General features: G+C 70.3%; 11 protein-coding genes and 2 pseudogenes. 10 read left to right on the forward strand and 3 right to left on the reverse strand.

What is annotated here, in order from left to right; translation table 11 throughout:
• The first annotated feature begins 232 nt into the window (after positions 1-232).
• The 5 genes from smc (at position 233) to def (ending at position 8197) form a co-directional block, all read left to right on the forward strand.
• Entirely contained in the window at positions 233-3748 is a 3516-nt protein-coding gene (smc, locus tag ACHMXE_RS26635) for a chromosome segregation protein SMC (RefSeq protein ID WP_395352342.1), read from the forward strand.
• Between the two features lie 13 nt (positions 3749-3761).
• Positions 3762-4859 (forward strand): cell division protein ZipA C-terminal FtsZ-binding domain-containing protein, encoded by a 1098-nt coding sequence (locus tag ACHMXE_RS26640; protein ID WP_209541482.1) that lies wholly within the window; start codon positions 3762-3764, stop codon positions 4857-4859.
• Between the two features lie 80 nt (positions 4860-4939).
• Positions 4940-7033 (forward strand): NAD-dependent DNA ligase LigA, encoded by a 2094-nt coding sequence (gene ligA / locus ACHMXE_RS26645; protein WP_203201114.1) that lies wholly within the window; start codon positions 4940-4942, stop codon positions 7031-7033.
• Positions 7034-7143: 110 nt separating this feature from the next.
• Positions 7144-7587: a hypothetical protein gene (locus ACHMXE_RS26650; RefSeq protein ID WP_281080641.1), complete on the forward strand. Its 444-nt coding sequence runs from the start codon at positions 7144-7146 to the stop codon at positions 7585-7587.
• 70 nt (positions 7588-7657) lie between these two features.
• A complete protein-coding gene (gene def, locus ACHMXE_RS26655; RefSeq protein WP_057596930.1) occupies positions 7658-8197 on the forward strand; it encodes a peptide deformylase in 540 nt (179 codons plus the stop codon).
• A 6-nt stretch (positions 8198-8203) separates the two neighbouring features.
• Here the strand turns inward: def and ACHMXE_RS26660 are convergent, their stop codons facing one another.
• Positions 8204-8593 (reverse strand): DoxX family protein, encoded by a 390-nt coding sequence (locus ACHMXE_RS26660; RefSeq protein ID WP_209541484.1) that lies wholly within the window; start codon positions 8591-8593, stop codon positions 8204-8206.
• A gap of 220 nt (positions 8594-8813) precedes the next feature.
• On the opposite strand from ACHMXE_RS26660, the gene ACHMXE_RS26665 reads away from it, so the two are divergent.
• The 4 genes and pseudogenes from ACHMXE_RS26665 (at position 8814) to ACHMXE_RS26680 (ending at position 13545) form a co-directional block, all read left to right on the forward strand.
• On the forward strand, positions 8814-9848 hold the full coding sequence (locus ACHMXE_RS26665; protein ID WP_203201111.1) for an amino acid ABC transporter substrate-binding protein: 1035 nt from the start codon (positions 8814-8816) through the stop codon (positions 9846-9848).
• Positions 9845-10852, forward strand: a complete 1008-nt coding sequence (locus ACHMXE_RS26670; RefSeq protein ID WP_209541486.1) for an ABC transporter permease subunit — start codon at positions 9845-9847, stop codon at positions 10850-10852. The genes ACHMXE_RS26665 and ACHMXE_RS26670 overlap by 4 nt, the downstream gene beginning before the upstream one ends.
• A pseudogene (locus ACHMXE_RS26675) lies at positions 10849-11889 on the forward strand (amino acid ABC transporter permease); the annotation flags it as partial. The gene ACHMXE_RS26670 and the pseudogene ACHMXE_RS26675, both read left to right, overlap by 4 nt.
• Before the next feature lie 299 nt (positions 11890-12188).
• A pseudogene (locus ACHMXE_RS26680) lies at positions 12189-13545 on the forward strand (homoserine dehydrogenase).
• A gap of 3 nt (positions 13546-13548) precedes the next feature.
• On the opposite strand, the gene ACHMXE_RS26685 reads toward ACHMXE_RS26680, so the two are convergent.
• Both ACHMXE_RS26685 and ACHMXE_RS26690 read right to left on the reverse strand, forming a co-directional pair.
• Complete coding sequence (locus tag ACHMXE_RS26685) at positions 13549-14697, reverse strand: sodium:solute symporter family protein (protein WP_395352346.1); 1149 nt, start codon at positions 14695-14697, stop codon at positions 13549-13551.
• A complete protein-coding gene (locus ACHMXE_RS26690; RefSeq protein ID WP_395352829.1) occupies positions 14637-15206 on the reverse strand; it encodes a hypothetical protein in 570 nt (189 codons plus the stop codon). Before ACHMXE_RS26690 ends, ACHMXE_RS26685 begins: the two co-directional genes overlap by 61 nt.
• Before the next feature lie 351 nt (positions 15207-15557).
• On the opposite strand from ACHMXE_RS26690, the gene ACHMXE_RS26695 reads away from it, so the two are divergent.
• The gene (locus tag ACHMXE_RS26695; RefSeq protein WP_395352348.1) at positions 15558-16094 is read left to right on the forward strand and encodes a cupin domain-containing protein; all 537 of its coding nucleotides are present in this window, start codon (positions 15558-15560) and stop codon (positions 16092-16094) included.
• Positions 16095-16103: the final 9 nt, after the last annotated feature.

Here is a 16103-nt window from a genome sequence, read left to right on the forward strand (position 1 = left end):
GCCGCCGAGCCCGAGCAGGGTGCCGGTGCCCGCGAGCAGCCAGGCGCGGCGGTCTTTCAGGGGAGAAACCGAGGATTCGCTCATGCCCTGACGTTATCATCCACGGCTGGGGCGGCGGCCTGCTTCAAGCGGCGGGCCCGTGCAATTTTCCTTACAAATCAATACCTTGGCGTTAATTGTTGACCTGGCCCTCTAGCCGGGGACACATTCACGCAGGACAGGCCGACAAGTCGTGCGTCTCAATTCCATCAAGCTCTCGGGCTTCAAGTCGTTCGCCGAACCCACCAACTTCCTGCTGCCGGGCCAACTGGTCGGGGTGGTCGGGCCCAACGGTTGCGGCAAGTCGAACATCATGGATGCGGTGCGCTGGGTGCTGGGCGAGTCGCGTGCCTCGGAACTGCGTGGCGAGTCGATGCAGGACGTGATCTTCAACGGCACGACCACGCGCAAGCAGGCCAGCCGCTCGAGCGTGGAACTGGTGTTCGACAACGCCGACCACCGCGCCGGCGGCCAGTGGAACCAGTTCGGCGAGATCGCGGTGCGGCGCGTGCTCACGCGCGACGGCACCAGCAGCTACTTCATCAACAACCAGCCGGTGCGCCGGCGCGACGTGCAGGACGTGTTCCTCGGCACCGGCCTGGGCCCGCGCGCCTACGCCATCATCGGCCAGGGCACGATCAGCCGGATCATCGAATCGAAGCCCGAGGAACTGCGCCTGTTCCTCGAGGAGGCCGCGGGCGTCTCGAAGTACAAGGAACGCCGCCGCGAGACCGAGAACCGCCTGGGCGACACGCGCGAGAACCTGACGCGCGTCGAGGACATCCTGCGCGAGCTCAACGCCAACCTCGAGAAGCTCGAGAAGCAGGCCGAGGTGGCCGCGCGCTACAACGCGCTGCAGGGCGACGCCACGAAGAAGCAGCACCAGCTGTGGTTCCTCAAGCGCGCCGAGAGCGAGAGCGACAAGGCGCGCATCAAGGCCGAGTCCGAGAAGGCGATCAACGACCTCGAGTCGCGCACCGCCGACCTGCGCCACATCGAGAACGAACTCGAAACCGTGCGCCAGGCCCACTACGGCGCCGGCGACCTGGTCAACCAGGCCCAGGGCAAGCTCTACGAAGCCAGCGCCGAGGTCGGCCGGCTCGAGGGCGAGATCCGCTTTGTGGTCGAGGGCCGCCAGCGCGTGGAGCAGCGGCTGGTGCAGCTGCGCGAGCAGATCGCGCAGTGGGACAACCGCCGCGTCGAGGCCGAGGCCGAGATCGAAACGCTGGCCGGGCAGGGCGTGGACGCCGAGGAGCAGGCCGTGCTGCTGGCAGCCCAGCTCGAGGAGCACGACGCGCGCATGCCCGAACTCGAGGAGGCGCAGCAGCGGGCGCAGGACCAGGCCAACGCGCAGCGCACGGCCGTGGTGCAAGTGCAGCAGCAGATCCAGGTGCTGGCGGCCGACCAGCGCAACATCGAGGAGCAGTCGCGCCAGCTCAACCAGCGCAGCGAGCGGCTGCGCGCCGACCAGAAGGGGCTGGCCGCGCCCGACGAGGCGAAGCTGGTGGCGATGCAGGAGCAGCTCGAGGCCGCGCAGGAAGCGGCCAGCGAGGCCGATGCGCGGCTGCAGGACCTGCAGGAAGCGGTGCCGCGGCTCGACGACGACCGCCGCACGCGCCAGCAGGCGGTGAACAGCGAGGGTGCGCGCCATGCCGAGCTGTCGGCGCGGCTCGAGGCGCTGCGCGCGCTGCAGGAGAAGGTCAAGACCGACGGCAAGCTCGCGCCCTGGCTCGCCAAGCATGGGCTCGACGGCCTGCAGGGCCTGTGGAGCCGCATCCACATCGAACAGGGCTGGGAGAACGCGCTCGAATCCGCGCTGCGCGAGCGCCTGGGCGCGCTCGAGGTCAGCCGGCTCGACATGGTCCGCGCCTTCGCCAACGACGCGCCGCCGGCCAAGCTGGCCTTCTACAACCCGCCGGTCGCCGGTGTGCCCGAAGGCACCGCCAGCCTGCCGCGGCTGTCGAGCCTGCTGCGCCTCAACGACGCGGGCCAGCAGGCCTTGCTGGCCGACTGGCTGCACGGCTGCTACACCGCCGCGAGCTTCGAGGAGGCGCTGGCCCAGCGCGGCAGCTTGCAGCCCGGCGAAACGATCTACGTGCAGAGCGGCCACGCGGTCAGTTCGCACGGTGTCAACTTCTACGCCCCCGATTCCGAACAGGCCGGCCTGCTGGCGCGCCAGCAGGAGATGGAGAACCTCGACCGCCAGCTGCGTGCCCAGGCGCTGATCAGCGAGGACGCCCGTGCCGCGCTGGTGCGCGCCGAGGCCGCCTATGCCGACGCCGCCCAGCGGCTGGTGTCGGCGCGGCGCGAAGCCGCCGACACGCAGTCGCGCGCGCACGAGTTGCAGGTCGAGACCCTGCGCCTCACGCAATTGGCCGAACAGACCCGCGCGCGCAGCGAGCAGCTCGCGGCCGACCTCGGCGAGGTCGACGCCCAGCTCGAGGAGCTGCAGGAGCGCCGCATCGCGGCCGAAGGCCGCTTCGAGGAGCTCGACATGCAGCTGGCCGACAGCCAGGAGCGCCATGCCGAGCTCGACGAGCGCGTGATCGAGGCCGGCCGCGCGCTGACCGCCAGCCGCGAGCAGCACCGCAGCCTCGAACGCCAGGCGCAGGAAGCCACCTTCGCGCAGCGCACGCTCGAGGCGCGCCGCGGCGAACTCAACCGCTCGATCGAGACCGCCTCGCAGCAAACGGTGGCGCTGGCCGACGAGGACGAACGCGCCCGCGGCGAACTGAGCCGGCTGTCGGATGCCGCCGCCCAGGCCGGGCTGCAGGACGCGCTCGCGCTCAAGCTCGAGCGCGAGACCGCGCTGGGCGCCGCGCGCAGCCAGTACGACGACCTCACGCTCAAGCTGCGCGCCAGCGACGAACGCCGGCTGCAGCTCGAGCGCGAACTCGATCCGCTGCGCCAGCGCATCACGGAATTCCAGCTCAAGGAACAGGCCTCGCGCCTGGGCTTCGAGCAGTACGAGCAGCTGCTGGCCGATGCCGGCGCCGACCTCGAGGCCATCGCGTTGTCGATCGAGACCGACAAGGTGCGACTGGCCGGCCTTCAGGGCGAGATCGACAGGCTGAACCGCGAGGTGGTGGCGCTCGGCGCGGTCAACCTCGCGGCGCTCGACGAGCTCGCGGTGGCGAGCGAGCGCAAGGTCTTCCTCGACGCGCAATCGACCGACCTCAACGAGGCGATCACCACGCTCGAGGACGCCATCCGCAAGATCGACGCCGAAACGCGCGACCTGCTCGGCGGCACCTTCAAGACGGTGAACGAGCACTTCAGCCGCATGTTCCCCGAGCTGTTCGGCGGCGGCAACGCCAAGCTGATGATGACCGGCGACGAGATCCTCGATTCCGGCGTGCAGGTGATGGCGCAGCCGCCGGGCAAGAAGAACCAGACCATCCACCTGCTGTCGGGTGGCGAGAAGGCGCTGACCGCGATCGCGCTGGTGTTCGCGATCTTCCAACTCAATCCCGCGCCGTTCTGCCTGCTGGACGAAGTGGATGCGCCGCTGGACGACGCCAACACCGAGCGCTACGCCAAACTCGTGACCGCCATGAGCCGCGAAACCCAGTTCCTCTTCATCAGCCACAACAAGATCGCCATGGAAATGGCCGAGCAACTGATCGGCGTGACCATGCAGGAGCAGGGCGTCTCGCGCATCGTCGCGGTCGACATGGAAGCGGCGGCCTCGATGGTCGAGGCAGCCTGAGGCGCGCGCACCCATGAGCAATCTCACGCTTGCCCTGGCCATCCTCGGTGGCCTCGTCCTCGCGGCCGTGATCGGCTACGACGCCCTGCGTTCGCGCCGCAACGCGCCGCGCCAGCCCGATGCGGCCGACGACGATCCGGCCGATGCGCAGCGCGCACCGTCCGACGACGGCTACGAGCCGGTGCTGCATGTCGATCCGCGCCAGGTGCCGACGAACGACCGGCACGAGCCGCTGTTCGATCCCGACCTGCCGGCGCCCGGCACGCTGCCGGTGCCCACGGGCGAGCGGCGCGGCGGGCTCGATCCGCTGATCGACGTGATCGCGCCGATCTCGCTCGACGGCCTGGCCTCGGGCGATGCCGCGATCGCCGCCATGCCGCCCACGCGCCGCGCGGGCAGCAAGCCGGTGGCCATCGAGGGCCTGAACGAGCACTCGCGCCAATGGGAGCCGCCCGTGCCGGGACAGCGCTACGGCGCGTTCCAGGTCGGCGTGCAACTGGCCAACCGCACCGGCGCGCTCAACGAGATCGAGTATTCGGAGTTCGTGGTCAAGGCCCAGGCCTTCGCCGACGCGCTGAACGGCGCGCCCGAATTTCCCGAGATGCTCGACGAGGTGGCGCGCGCGCGCGAGCTCGACCAGTTCGCCAGCGCGCACGATGCGCAGCTGGGCTTCGTGCTGCGCGCGCTGCATGCGGCCTGGAGCCCGGGCTATGTGCAGCAGAACGCTGCGCGGCTGGGCTTCGTGGCCGGCATCATCCCGGGCCGCATGGTGCTGCCGACCAGCGAGCTGGGCCTGCCGCCGATCCTCGGCCTGGCCTTCGACACCCAGGCCGCGCTGGCCGACGATCCGGCGCAGTCGGCCATTCGCGAACTGAGCCTGAGCCTCGACGTGCCGCAGGTCGACCGCGGCGAGCAGCCCTTCACGCGCATGCGCGAGATCGCCGCCACGCTGGCGCGCGAGATGGACGGCGTGGTGACCGACAGCGACGGCCAGCTGCTGCGCGACGAGACCATGGACGCCATCGGCGCCGACCTCGAGCAGCTCTACGACACGCTCGACGCGCGCGACCTCGCGGCGGGCTCGCCGCTGGCGCGCCGGCTGTTCAGCTAAACCGCTGCCGCCATGCACAAGGCCGCTCCGCCCGCCATGCAGCGGTCGGGCGGCCGCATCGTTTTTTCGGAAGACACCCCATGACCACGCGCGACGAAGCGGCCCGCGAAGCCGCCGACCTGAGCGAGAAGCTCCACCACAACGCCCATCTCTACTACGTGCTCGACGCGCCCGCGCTGCCCGATGCCGAGTACGACCGGATGTTCCAGCGGCTGCAGGCGATCGAGGCCGAGTTCCCCGAGCTGCGCACGCCCGATTCGCCGACGCAGCGCGTGGGCGGCAAGGTGCTCGACGGCTTCGTCAAGGTGCGCCACAAGGTGCCGATGCTGTCGATCCGCACCGAGACCGACATCACGCCCGGCGGCGCCAGCAGCTTCGATGCGCGCGTGCGGCGCGAGCTCGGCCTGGCCGAGGACGGTCCGCAGATCGCCTACGTCTGCGAGCTCAAGTTCGACGGGCTCGCGATGAACCTGCGCTACGAGCACGGCGTGCTGGTGCAGGCCGCCACGCGCGGCGACGGCGAGGTCGGCGAGGAGGTCACGCAGAACATCCGCACGGTGCGCGAGATCCCGCTGCGCCTGAAGGGCAACGCACCGCCGGTGGTCGAGGTGCGCGGCGAGGTCTACATGAAGCGCGCCGACTTCGAGGCGCTCAACGAGCGCCAGCGGCAGAGGATCGCGGCCGGCCAGAAGAACGAGAAGGTGTTCGTGAACCCGCGCAACGCGGCGGCGGGCGCGGTGCGCCAGCTCGACCCCGCGATTGCCGCCGAGCGGCCGCTGAGCTTCTTCGCCTACGGCCTCGGCGAGGTCACGCCGCCGGCCGAGGGCGGGCCCGACTGCCCGACCCAGTTCGACTGGCTGCAGCAGTTCCATGCCTGGGGCTTCCCGGTGGCGATACAGACCGCGCGCGCGACCGGCGCGATCGAGCTGATCGCGTTCCACGAGAACATCGGGCGCCAGCGCGACAGCCTGCCTTACGACATCGATGGCGTGGTCTACAAGGTCGACAGCGTCGAGCTGCAGCGCCAGCTCGGCTTCGTCTCGCGCGAGCCGCGCTGGGCGGTGGCGCACAAGTACCCGGCGCAGGAACAGGTCACCGAGGTGCTCGGCATCGAGGTGCAGGTCGGGCGTACCGGCAAGCTGACGCCGGTGGCCAAGCTGGCGCCGGTGTTCGTGGGCGGCGTGACCGTGACCAATGCCACCCTGCACAACGAGGACGAGGCACGCCGCAAGGACGTGCGCGTGGGCGACCGCGTGATCGTGCGCCGCGCGGGCGACGTGATCCCGGAGGTGGTGGGCGTCACGCCCGAGAGCCTGGCGCGGCCCGAGGGTGAGCGCGGCGCCATCTTCACCATGCCGCGCAAGTGCCCGGTCTGCGGCTCGGATGCCGTGCGCGAGGAGGGCGAGGCCGACTACCGCTGCACCGGCGGGCTGTTCTGCGGTGCCCAGCGCAAGGAGGCGATCCTGCATTTCGCGGCGCGGCGCGCGGTCTACGTCGACGGGCTCGGCGACAAGCTGGTCGAGCAGATGGTCGATGCCAACCTGATCCGCACCTTGCCCGATCTCTACAAGCTGGGCTTCACCACGCTGGCGGGGCTGGAGCGCATGGCCGACAAGTCGGCGCAGAACCTGGTCGACGCGCTCGAGGCCTCGAAGAAGACCACGCTGCCGCGCTTCCTGTTCGGCCTGGGCATCCGCCACGTGGGCGAGAGCACCGCCAAGGACCTGGCCAAGCATTTCGGCAAGCTCGACGCGATCATGGACGCGAGCGAGGAACTGCTGCTCGAGGTCAACGACGTCGGCCCGGTGGTGGCGCAGAGCCTGCGCACCTTCTTCGACCAGCCGCACAACCGCGAGGTGGTCGAGCAGTTGCGTGCCTGCGGATTGAATTGGGAGGAGGGCGAGCCCGCGGCGCGCGCGCCCAAGCCGCTGGCGGGACTGACCTTCGTCATCACCGGTACCCTTCCTACGCTGAGCCGCGACGAGGCGAAGGACAAACTGGAATCGGCTGGCGCCAAGGTGGCCGGCTCGGTCAGCAAGAAGACCCACTACCTGGTGGCCGGCGAGGAAGCCGGCAGCAAGCTCGACAAGGCGCGCGAGATCGGCGTCGAGGTGATCGACGAGGCACGTATGCTGGACATACTGGCCAACGGCGTGCCTCCGGCCGCGGAATGAGGAGACCGTCTCCTCCTTACCGGCCGTTACGCGACTTCACATCAGCGCAGTCAACAGGGTCTACAAGCTGGGACGTTGAACGAACGCAGAAGGCTGACAAGGAGACCCTCATGCAAAAAACTCGTGTTCTCGGTTTATGCCTCGCGGCCGGCGGCCTCGCGCTGCTCACAGGCTGCGTCGCGGTGCCCGGCGATCCGTACTACAGCGGGGGCTACTCGGATCCCTACTATTCCGACCCGGTGGTGGTGCAGCCCGCGCCTGTCTACATCAACGGCGGGACCTACTACGACCGCCGTCCCTACTACCGCGACCGGCCGTACTACGGCCGCCCCGGCTATCCGTACCCGTCCCGTCCGGGCTGGAACGGCGGTGGACGCCCCGGCTGGAACGGTGGCCGTCCGCCTGCGGGCGTGCCGCCAGTGGCGCTGCCGCGCCCGCAGCCGCAGCGCACCGTGCCGGTCACGCCCGGCACCGGCCGCGGCGTTCCGGGCTCCTTGCCGGGCATGCCCGGCTATGTGCCGCAGAACATTGCGCCGACCCTGCCGGGTCATTGAGACCGAGTGAAGCGGGTGGGCGCGGCGCGCCCGCCTGCGCGGTCCGCGGGCCCTCGCGATAATCCGCGCCATGGCCATCCACGAAATCCTCAAGATGGGCGACCCGCGCCTGCTGCGCATCGCGCAGCCGGTCACCGCCTTCGACACCGACGAACTGCACCTGCTGGTGCGCGACATGTTCGAGACCATGCATGCCGTCAACGGCGCCGGCCTCGCGGCGCCGCAGATCGGCGTCGACCTTCAGCTGGTGATCTTCGGCACCGACGTCGTGAACCCGCGCTATCCCGATGCGCCACCGGTGCCGCGCACCGTGCTGCTCAACCCCGTGATCACGCCGATCGGCGAGGCCGAGGAAGAGGGCTGGGAAGGCTGCCTGTCGGTGCCCGGCCTGCGCGGCGTGGTGCCGCGCTTCTCGAACATCCGCTACACGGGCTTCGATCCCTATGGCGATCCGATCGATCGCACGGCCAGCGGCTTCCACGCGCGCGTGGTGCAGCACGAGGTCGACCACCTGCTGGGCAAGCTCTATCCGATGCGGGTGCGCGACTTCTCGCGCTTCGGCTACACCGAGGTCCTGTTCCCGGGCCTCGATGCGGCTGACGACGATTGAGCCGGACTACTTGTTGTTGAGCCCGAAGCGGCCGCCGCCCGTGAACGCGAGCGCGATGGCCGAGAACAGGAACATGCCCTGCAGCTCGAGCGCCCAGCCACCCTGGCCGTTGAGGGCGCCGAGGTCCTTGCGGTGCGCCAGCCAGATCGCCACCAGCATGTTGATCGCCACGATCGCGGCCGCGGGCCGCGTGTACAGGCCGATGATCAGCAGCACCGGCGCGACGATCTCGCCCACGTAGACCAGGTAGGCGAGCACGCCCGGCAGTCCATGCGAGGCCAGCATGCCGCCGATGCCGTCGACGCCCTTGGTCACCTTGGCGATGCCATGCAGCAGGATGAAGATGCCCAGGGCGACGCGAAGAATGAGCTTGCCGGTGTCGTCGGACTTGAACATGGTCGGGGTTCCTCGGTGATGGTTCGAAATGTTGCGAGGGCCGTATGGTAGTGAAGAAACGGCAGGCAGCCGCGCCCGCGTCCTTCGCGTCCGCACGGGCTTCGCATATGCATCCAACCGCCTGTTCTTTGGCGGCCCGGCGCGCCGCCTCGTACACTGCCTTTTTGCCTCCGCGCAGACACCCCCACCGCAGACCGCGACCCTTGAGGAGAACCCACCCATGACGCCCCGATTCCGATCCGCCTTCGCCCTGGCCGCGGCCGCCGCCGCGCTGGTCGCCGCCGCGCCCGCCTTCGCCGGCAAGACCCTCGATGCGGTCAAGCAGCGCGGCAGCGTCAAGTGCGGCGTGACCAACGGCGTGGCCGGCTTCTCGGCGCCCGACACGCAGGGCAACTGGTCGGGCCTCGACGTCGACACCTGCCGCGCGATCGCCGCGGCCGTGCTCGGCGATGCGAAGAAGGTCGAGTTCGTGCCGCTCAATTCGCAGCAGCGATTCTCGGCACTGCAGGCCGGCGAGATCGACATCCTCGCGCGCAACACCACCTGGACGCTGACGCGCGACGCCTCGTTGGGCTTCAACTTCACGACCATCACCTACTACGACGGCCAGGGCTTCCTGGTGCCGAAGAAGCTCAAGGTCACGAGCGCCAAGCAACTGAAGAACGCGACCATCTGCACCCAGTCGGGCACCACCAACGAGAAGAACGTCTCGGACTACTTCCGGGCCCAGAACATCCCCGTCAAGACCGTCGTGTTCGAGAGCTTCGAGGCCTCGTTCAAGGCCTTCTTCTCGGGCCGCTGCCAGGCCTTCACCACCGACGCCTCGGCGCTCGCCGGCCTGCGCAACAAGGAAGCGCAGAACCCCGACGACTACCTGATCCTGCCTGAGCTGATCTCCAAGGAACCGCTGGCGCCGCTGGTGCGCCGCGGCGACGACGAATGGTTCGCGATCGCCAAGTGGGTGCCCAACGCGCTGATCGAGGCCGAAGAGGCCGGCATCACCGAGGCCAACGCCGAACAGCTCAAGGCCTCGAGCAAGGACCCCGCGCAGCAGCGCCTGCTGGGCGCCGGTGAAGACCTCGGCAAGCTGCTGGGCCTCGACAAGGACTGGTCCTACCGCGCCATCAAGGCCGTGGGCAACTACGGCGAGATCTTCGAGCGCAACGTCGGACCGAAGTCGGTGCTGAAGCTGCCGCGCGGCTCCAACAACCTCTGGAGCAAGGGCGGCCTGATCTACGCACCGCCGGTGCGATGAGCCTGCGGGCCGCGGGCGGCGCGCGCCGCTCGGCCTGGCTGGCCTGGGCCGTGCAGGTGCTGCTGGTGCTGGCCGTGGTGGCCGGCGCCTTCTGGGTCGTGCACCACGCGCTCGAGGTGCTGCGCGCGCGCGGCGTGCGCTCGGGCTTCGACTTCCTCACCGAGCCCGCGGGCTTCGCGATCAGCGAGGGCTGGCTCGACTTCGAGGCCAGCCAACCCTCGTGGCGCGCCTTCCTCGCCGGCCTCGTCAACACCGTGCGCGCCGCGGTGCCGGCGGTCGTCTTCTCGGTGCTGCTCGGCACCCTGATCGGCATCGGCCGGCTCGCGCCGCACGTGCTGGTGCGCGGCATCTGCACCGCCTACGTCGAGCTGCTGCGCAACGTGCCGCTGCTGGTGCAGCTGCTGATGCTGGCCTTCGTGATGGCCAACCTGCTGCCCGACCCGACCGAGCCGGTCCGGCTGCTGCCGGGCGTGTGGCTCAGCAAGGGCGGCCTCAGCGTGCCGTGGCCGGTGGCGGGCGAGGGCGGCTGGTGGCCCACGCACCTCGAATGGCCCGAGCGCGGCGACTTCGGCGTGAACGGCGGCGCGGCGCTGAGTCCCGAGTACGTGACCATCGTCGCGGGCCTGTCGTTCTATTCGGCCGCCTTCGTGGCCGAGATCGTGCGCGCGGGCATCCTGTCGGTGTCGCAGGGCCAGGTGCTCGCGGGGCAGGCGATGGGCTTCTCGGCGGTGCAGCAGCTGCGCATCGTGATCCTGCCGCAGGCACTGCGCGTGATCGTGCCGGCGCTCACGAACCAGGTGCTGAGCCTGGTCAAGAACTCCTCGCTCGCGGTGGCGGTCGGCTATCCCGAGCTGGTGTCGGTGGCCAACACCACCATCGGCGCGAACGGCCGCGCCTTCGAATGCATCGCGATCATCATGGCGGTCTACCTGCTGCTGTCGCTCGTGATCTCGCTGGGCATGAACCGCTACAACGCGCGCGTCGCGCTGCGGGGCTGGCGATGAGGGTCGTGCGAGGCCCGATCGCCTGGCGGCACGAACTCTGGGGTTCGCCACTGCGCACGTTCGCCACGCTGCTGCTCGCGGCGCTGCTGGCCTGGGCCGGCTGGCACTTCGTCGAGTGGGCCGTGGTGCACGCGGTGTTCCGTCCCGATGCCGAGGCCTGCCGCGCGGTGCAGCACGGCGCCTGTTGGGGCGTGGTGGCCGAGAAATGGCGGCCGATGCTGTTCGGCCGCTTCCCTTACGAAGACCAGTGGCGTCCCGCCATCGCGGTCGCGCTGCTGTCGGCGGTCACGCTGCTCAGTGCCTGGCCGCGCAGCTGGCGCTGGTGGCTGTTGCCGCTGTGGCTGCTGACGCTCGCGGCCTTCGTGCTGCTGATGCGCGGCGGCGTGTTCGGCTGGAGCCATGTGCCGACCAACCGCTGGGGCGGCCTGCCGCTGACCATCGGGCTGGCGGTGGTCGGGTTGGCGCTGGCCTTTCCGCTCGCGCTGCTGCTGGCGCTCGGGCGCCGCTCGGGCTGGCCGGTGGTGCGCACGCTCTGCGCAAGCTACATCGAGCTGGTGCGCGGCGTGCCGCTGATCTCGGTGCTGTTCATGGCCTCGTTCCTGCTGCCGCTGCTGTGGCCGGCGGGCTGGCAGCCCGACGTGCTGGTGCGCGTGCTGGCCGGGCTGTCGCTGTTCGTGGCCGCCTACCTGGCGGAGATCATCCGCGGCGGCCTGCAGGCCGTGCCGCGCGGCCAGACCGAGGTCGCGATGGCGCTGGGCTTCGGCCGCTGGCCGGTGCAGCGCGACATCGTGCTGCCGCAGGCGCTGCGGCTGGTCGTGCCGGCGCTGACCAACAACGTGGTGGGCACGCTCAAGGACACCTCGCTGGTCACGGTGGTGGGCCTGTTCGAGCTCACCGGTGCGCTCGGCCTGTCGCTCGGCGGCGATCCGACCTGGCGGCCGTTCTACCTCGAGGGCTACCTGTTCATCGCGGCGATCTACTGGCTGCTGTGCTTCGGGCTCTCGCGCTACAGCGTGTGGCTCGAAGGGCGCTTGTCGGCCGTGCCGCGCATGGTGCCGGCCGAGCCGGCTTGGGCGTCCTGTACACTCCGGCCCCATGTCGTGTTTCCTCCCCGCCTTCGCATCGAGCGCCGCCCGCATGGGCCGCATGATGCCGTCCGCTTTCGCGCGGACCGGATGGGCAATGGATGCACGAATGATTACCACCATTACCACCGCGGCCACCTGAGCACGCGCAGGTGGCCGTTCCGGCAGCCACCTGGTGATCGCTCTTCCCCCGAACGAATGAAACCCAGCTCTGGCAGCTGGGTTTTTGTTTTTGTCGTTTGGAGAAGCCCATGTACCGCGATCCCGTCCAGTCCCTAGAAACCGTCGTGCCCAGCCAGGCCATGCGAGCGCTGCGCGTGGGCATGATCGGCATCGGCACCGTCGGCTCGGGCACCTTCCGCGTGCTGGCGCGCAACCACGACCAGATCGCCGCGCGCGCCGGCCGCGGCATCGAGCTCGTCATCGTGGCCGCGCGCAACCTCGCGCGCGCCGCGGGCATCGTGGGCGAGGGCGTGGCGCTCACCGACGATGCGATGCGCGTCGCGACCCATCCCGAGCTCGACGTGGTGGTCGAGGTGGCCGGCGGCACCGGCGCGGCGCGCGACTGGGTGCTGGCGGCGATCGCCCACGGCAAGCACGTGGTGACGGCCAACAAGGCGCTCTTGGCCGAGCATGGCGACGAGATCTTCGAGGCCGCGCGCCGCCATGGCGTGGCGGTGGCCTACGAGGGCGCGGTGGCGGTCAGCATCCCGATCGTGAAGGCGCTGCGCGAAGGCCTCGTGGCCAACCGCATCGAATGGGTGGCGGGCATCGTCAACGGCACCACCAATTTCATCCTGAGCAAGATGCGCGACGAGGGCCTGGACTTCGGCGCCGCGCTCGCGCAGGCCCAGGCGCTCGGCTATGCCGAGGCCGACCCGACCTTCGACATCGAGGGCATCGACGCCGCCCACAAGCTCACGCTGCTCGCGGCCAATGCCTTCGGCATGCCGCTGCGCTTCGCCGACGTGCAGGCCGAGGGCATCACGGCGCTGCAGGGACTGGACGTGGCCTGCGCCGAGCAGCTGGGCTTTCGCGTCAAGCTGCTGGCCGTGGCGCGCCGCCGCGAAGAGGGCGTCGAGCTGCGCGTGCAGCCCGCGCTGGTGCCCGCCGAGCATCTGCTGGCGCATGTGAACGGCTCGATGAACGCGGTGATGGTCAAGGGCGATGCCTCGGGCGTGACGATGTACTACGGCGCCGGTGCCGGCTCGGAGCAGACCGCCTCGGCCGTGATCGCCGACCTGGTGGACGTGGCGCGGCTGGCCGGCACCCCGGCCGCGCAGCGCGTGCCGCACCTGGGCTTCCATGCGCATGCGATGAACGCGCTCGAGGTGCTGCCGCGCGCCGCGGTGCGCAGCGCGCACTACCTGCGCGTGCCGGTGCACGCGGCCGGCGGCATCGAGGCTGTGACGGCCTGGCTCGCGGGCCAGCAGGTGCCGGTGCGGGCAGGTGACGCTGGCCGCACCCAGTGCGGCCGGTGCGCAGGTGCTGGTGCTGACCGAGCCGATGGCGCAGGGCGCGCTCGATCTCGCGGTGCATGCGCTGCAGTCGCACCCGGCCGTGGCCGGCGCGGTCGCGACGCTGCGCGTGGAAATGCTCGAAGGCTGAAGCTCAGGCGGCCCGCGCGGGCAGGACGCCGGCCGCGCGCGGTGCCTCGTCGTCGAGCTGCCCCAGTGCCAGCGCGGCGGCGCGCGGCCGCCGAGTGACCAGGCTCACGGCCACCACCACCGCCGCGTTGATCGCCATCGCGATCAGCCCGGCCTCCCACTGCGGCAGCGCGGTCGCCCAGAACTTCGCGGCCGGCGGCGCCAGCAGTGCCGCGAAGCCCGCGAGCAGCCCGGCCAGCACGCCGAGCGCGCTGGTGCGCTTCCAGAGGAAGCCGAGGAACACGCCGGGTGCCAGCATGCCGATGGCCGAATAGGCGTCGAGCAGGATCTTCACCAGCGAGCCCTTCTGGCTGATCGACAGCCACACGGCGATCGCCGCGAAGCACACCAGAGAGCCGCGCGACAGCGCCAGCGCCGCGCCCTCGCCGAGCGCGGGCCTGAAGGGCCGCACCACGTTGCGCGTGAAGATCGAGCCGGCCGTCAGCAGCAGCAGCGAGCCCGGCGCCAGCGCCAGCAGGAAGCCGGTGCCCGCGAGCAGGCCCACGGTCCAGGCCGGATAGCGGTCGGACACGAACTGCAGCAGCGCCGCGTTGAGGTTGCCGCCCGGCGGCTGCGTGCCCGCGATCAGCGCGGCGAAACCCAGCAGGATGATGAAGAAATAGGCCAGCGAGTAGATCGGCTGCCAGATCGCGTTGCGCCGGATCGCGGTGGCGCTGTGCGCCGTGTACGACATCTGGAACAGGTGCGGGAACACCCAGTTGCCCAGCGCGATGTTGATGGCCGAGGTCATGAGCCAGATCGCTGTGGTCGGCGAGCTCGCGTCGAGGCCCGGAAAGCTGCCGATGCCCGGATGCTTGGCCTCGGCCAGCGCGAACAGGTCGAGCAGCGAGGCCGCGCCCACCTTGCTCGCCACCGTCACGCTCAGCAGCACCACGACCAGCACCATCAGCACGTCCTTCACGCCGGCCGCGAAGGCCGCCGAGCGCACGCCGGCCACGAACACGAAGGCGATCATCAACAGGCCCGCGCCGAGGGTGGCTGCCTCGCTCGACACCGCGCCGTCGAGCGTGAGCTGCACGATCAGGCCCAGGCTCACGAGCTGGATCTGCACGTACACCACCAGCGAGGCGATGCCGACCACGCCGGTGAGCACGCCGGAGCCAGGGCGCCTCGTAGCGCGCGGCGAAGAAGTCGGCCTGCGTGAGCAGGCGCCCGATGCGCCCCGCGCGCCAGATCTTCGGCATCAGCCAGTAGCCGACCGCATAGCTCATCGACACCGAACAGAAGGCCAGGTAGGCCGGCGCGCCCAGTGCCCAGGCATAGCCCGAGATGCCGAGCACCGCGAAGGTGGTGTAGACCTCGCCCGCGTTCATGAACCAGAACAGCAGGGTGCCGAGGCTGCGGCCACCCACGGCCCATTCGGCCAAGGTGGCGGCGCGCCGCGTGCGGCGGCCGTAGGCGATGGCGCCCGCGACCGTGGCGAGCAGGATGGCGAGGACGATCGCGAGCTTCATCGCGCGCTCCCGTGGCCGTCGGTGCCGCGTCCTGGTGCCGCGCGAGGAAGTCGGCTTCCTCGTCCTCCACGCCATGGCGCGCGTCGAGCCGGAACACCAGCGCGATCGCGACGCTCGTGAGCACGATGCCCGCCATCTGCCAGGCCATCGGGAACGGCAGGCCGAAGGGCCGCAGCGCAATGTCGTTGACCACGGGCGCGAGGCCGGCCTGCCGAGACGAATGGGAAGGCGAGCAGCCATCGGTAGACGCGGCGGCGCGGAGGCGATGCGATGGAGGAGGGAAGCAGGGCCGGCCATTCGAAACTCCTGTGAAGTGCTGCTGCACGAGATGGGCGCGGAGTGTGCAGCCAAAGTGCACGGAGCACAAGCGGCGAGCTTTCGGGTTTTCCTTGTGATTCGTGCGACTTTTCTGGGCATCTCGCCGTCTTGACGTGCACCTTCATGGCACATAGCATCGCTCCAATCGTGCTGCCAGACTGCACAAAGGAAATCCCCACCCATGATCGGCGAACGGCTCAAGGAACTGCGCACCGCACGCGGCCTCTCGTTGCGCGAGCTCGCGGCCCAGGCCGGCGTGTCGGCCACCTTGCTGAGCCAGATCGAGCGCGCGGTCACCGACCCCAGCCTCGAAACCCTGCGCCGGCTCGCGGGCGTGTTCGGCGAATCGGTGTCCTCGCTGTTCTCCGACCCCGCGCCGCCCACCGTCTGGGTCAGCCGGCCGGGACGGCGCGCGATGCTCACGGCGCCGCAGGGCCAGGTCGCCTACGAGCGGCTGACCGCCGGCGTGGGCCAGCTCGAGGTGCTGCGCGCGGTGCTGCAGCCGGGCCAGACGTCGGCCGACGAGCCGCGCGGCCATGCCTCGGCCGAGTGCGTCTACGTGGTGGCCGGCGCGCTGGTGGCGCAGGTCGCGGGCGTCGACTACCCGGTGCAGGCCGGCGAGAGCATCTCCTTCGACGCGCGGCTGCCGCACCGCTACATGAACGCCTCGCAGGCGCCGACCGAGATCATCCTGTCGGTGACGCCGCCGAATCCCTGAGCAGGAGCC

Source organism: Variovorax sp. UC122_21, from assembly GCF_044056785.1.
GTDB lineage: Bacteria > Pseudomonadota > Gammaproteobacteria > Burkholderiales > Burkholderiaceae_C > Variovorax.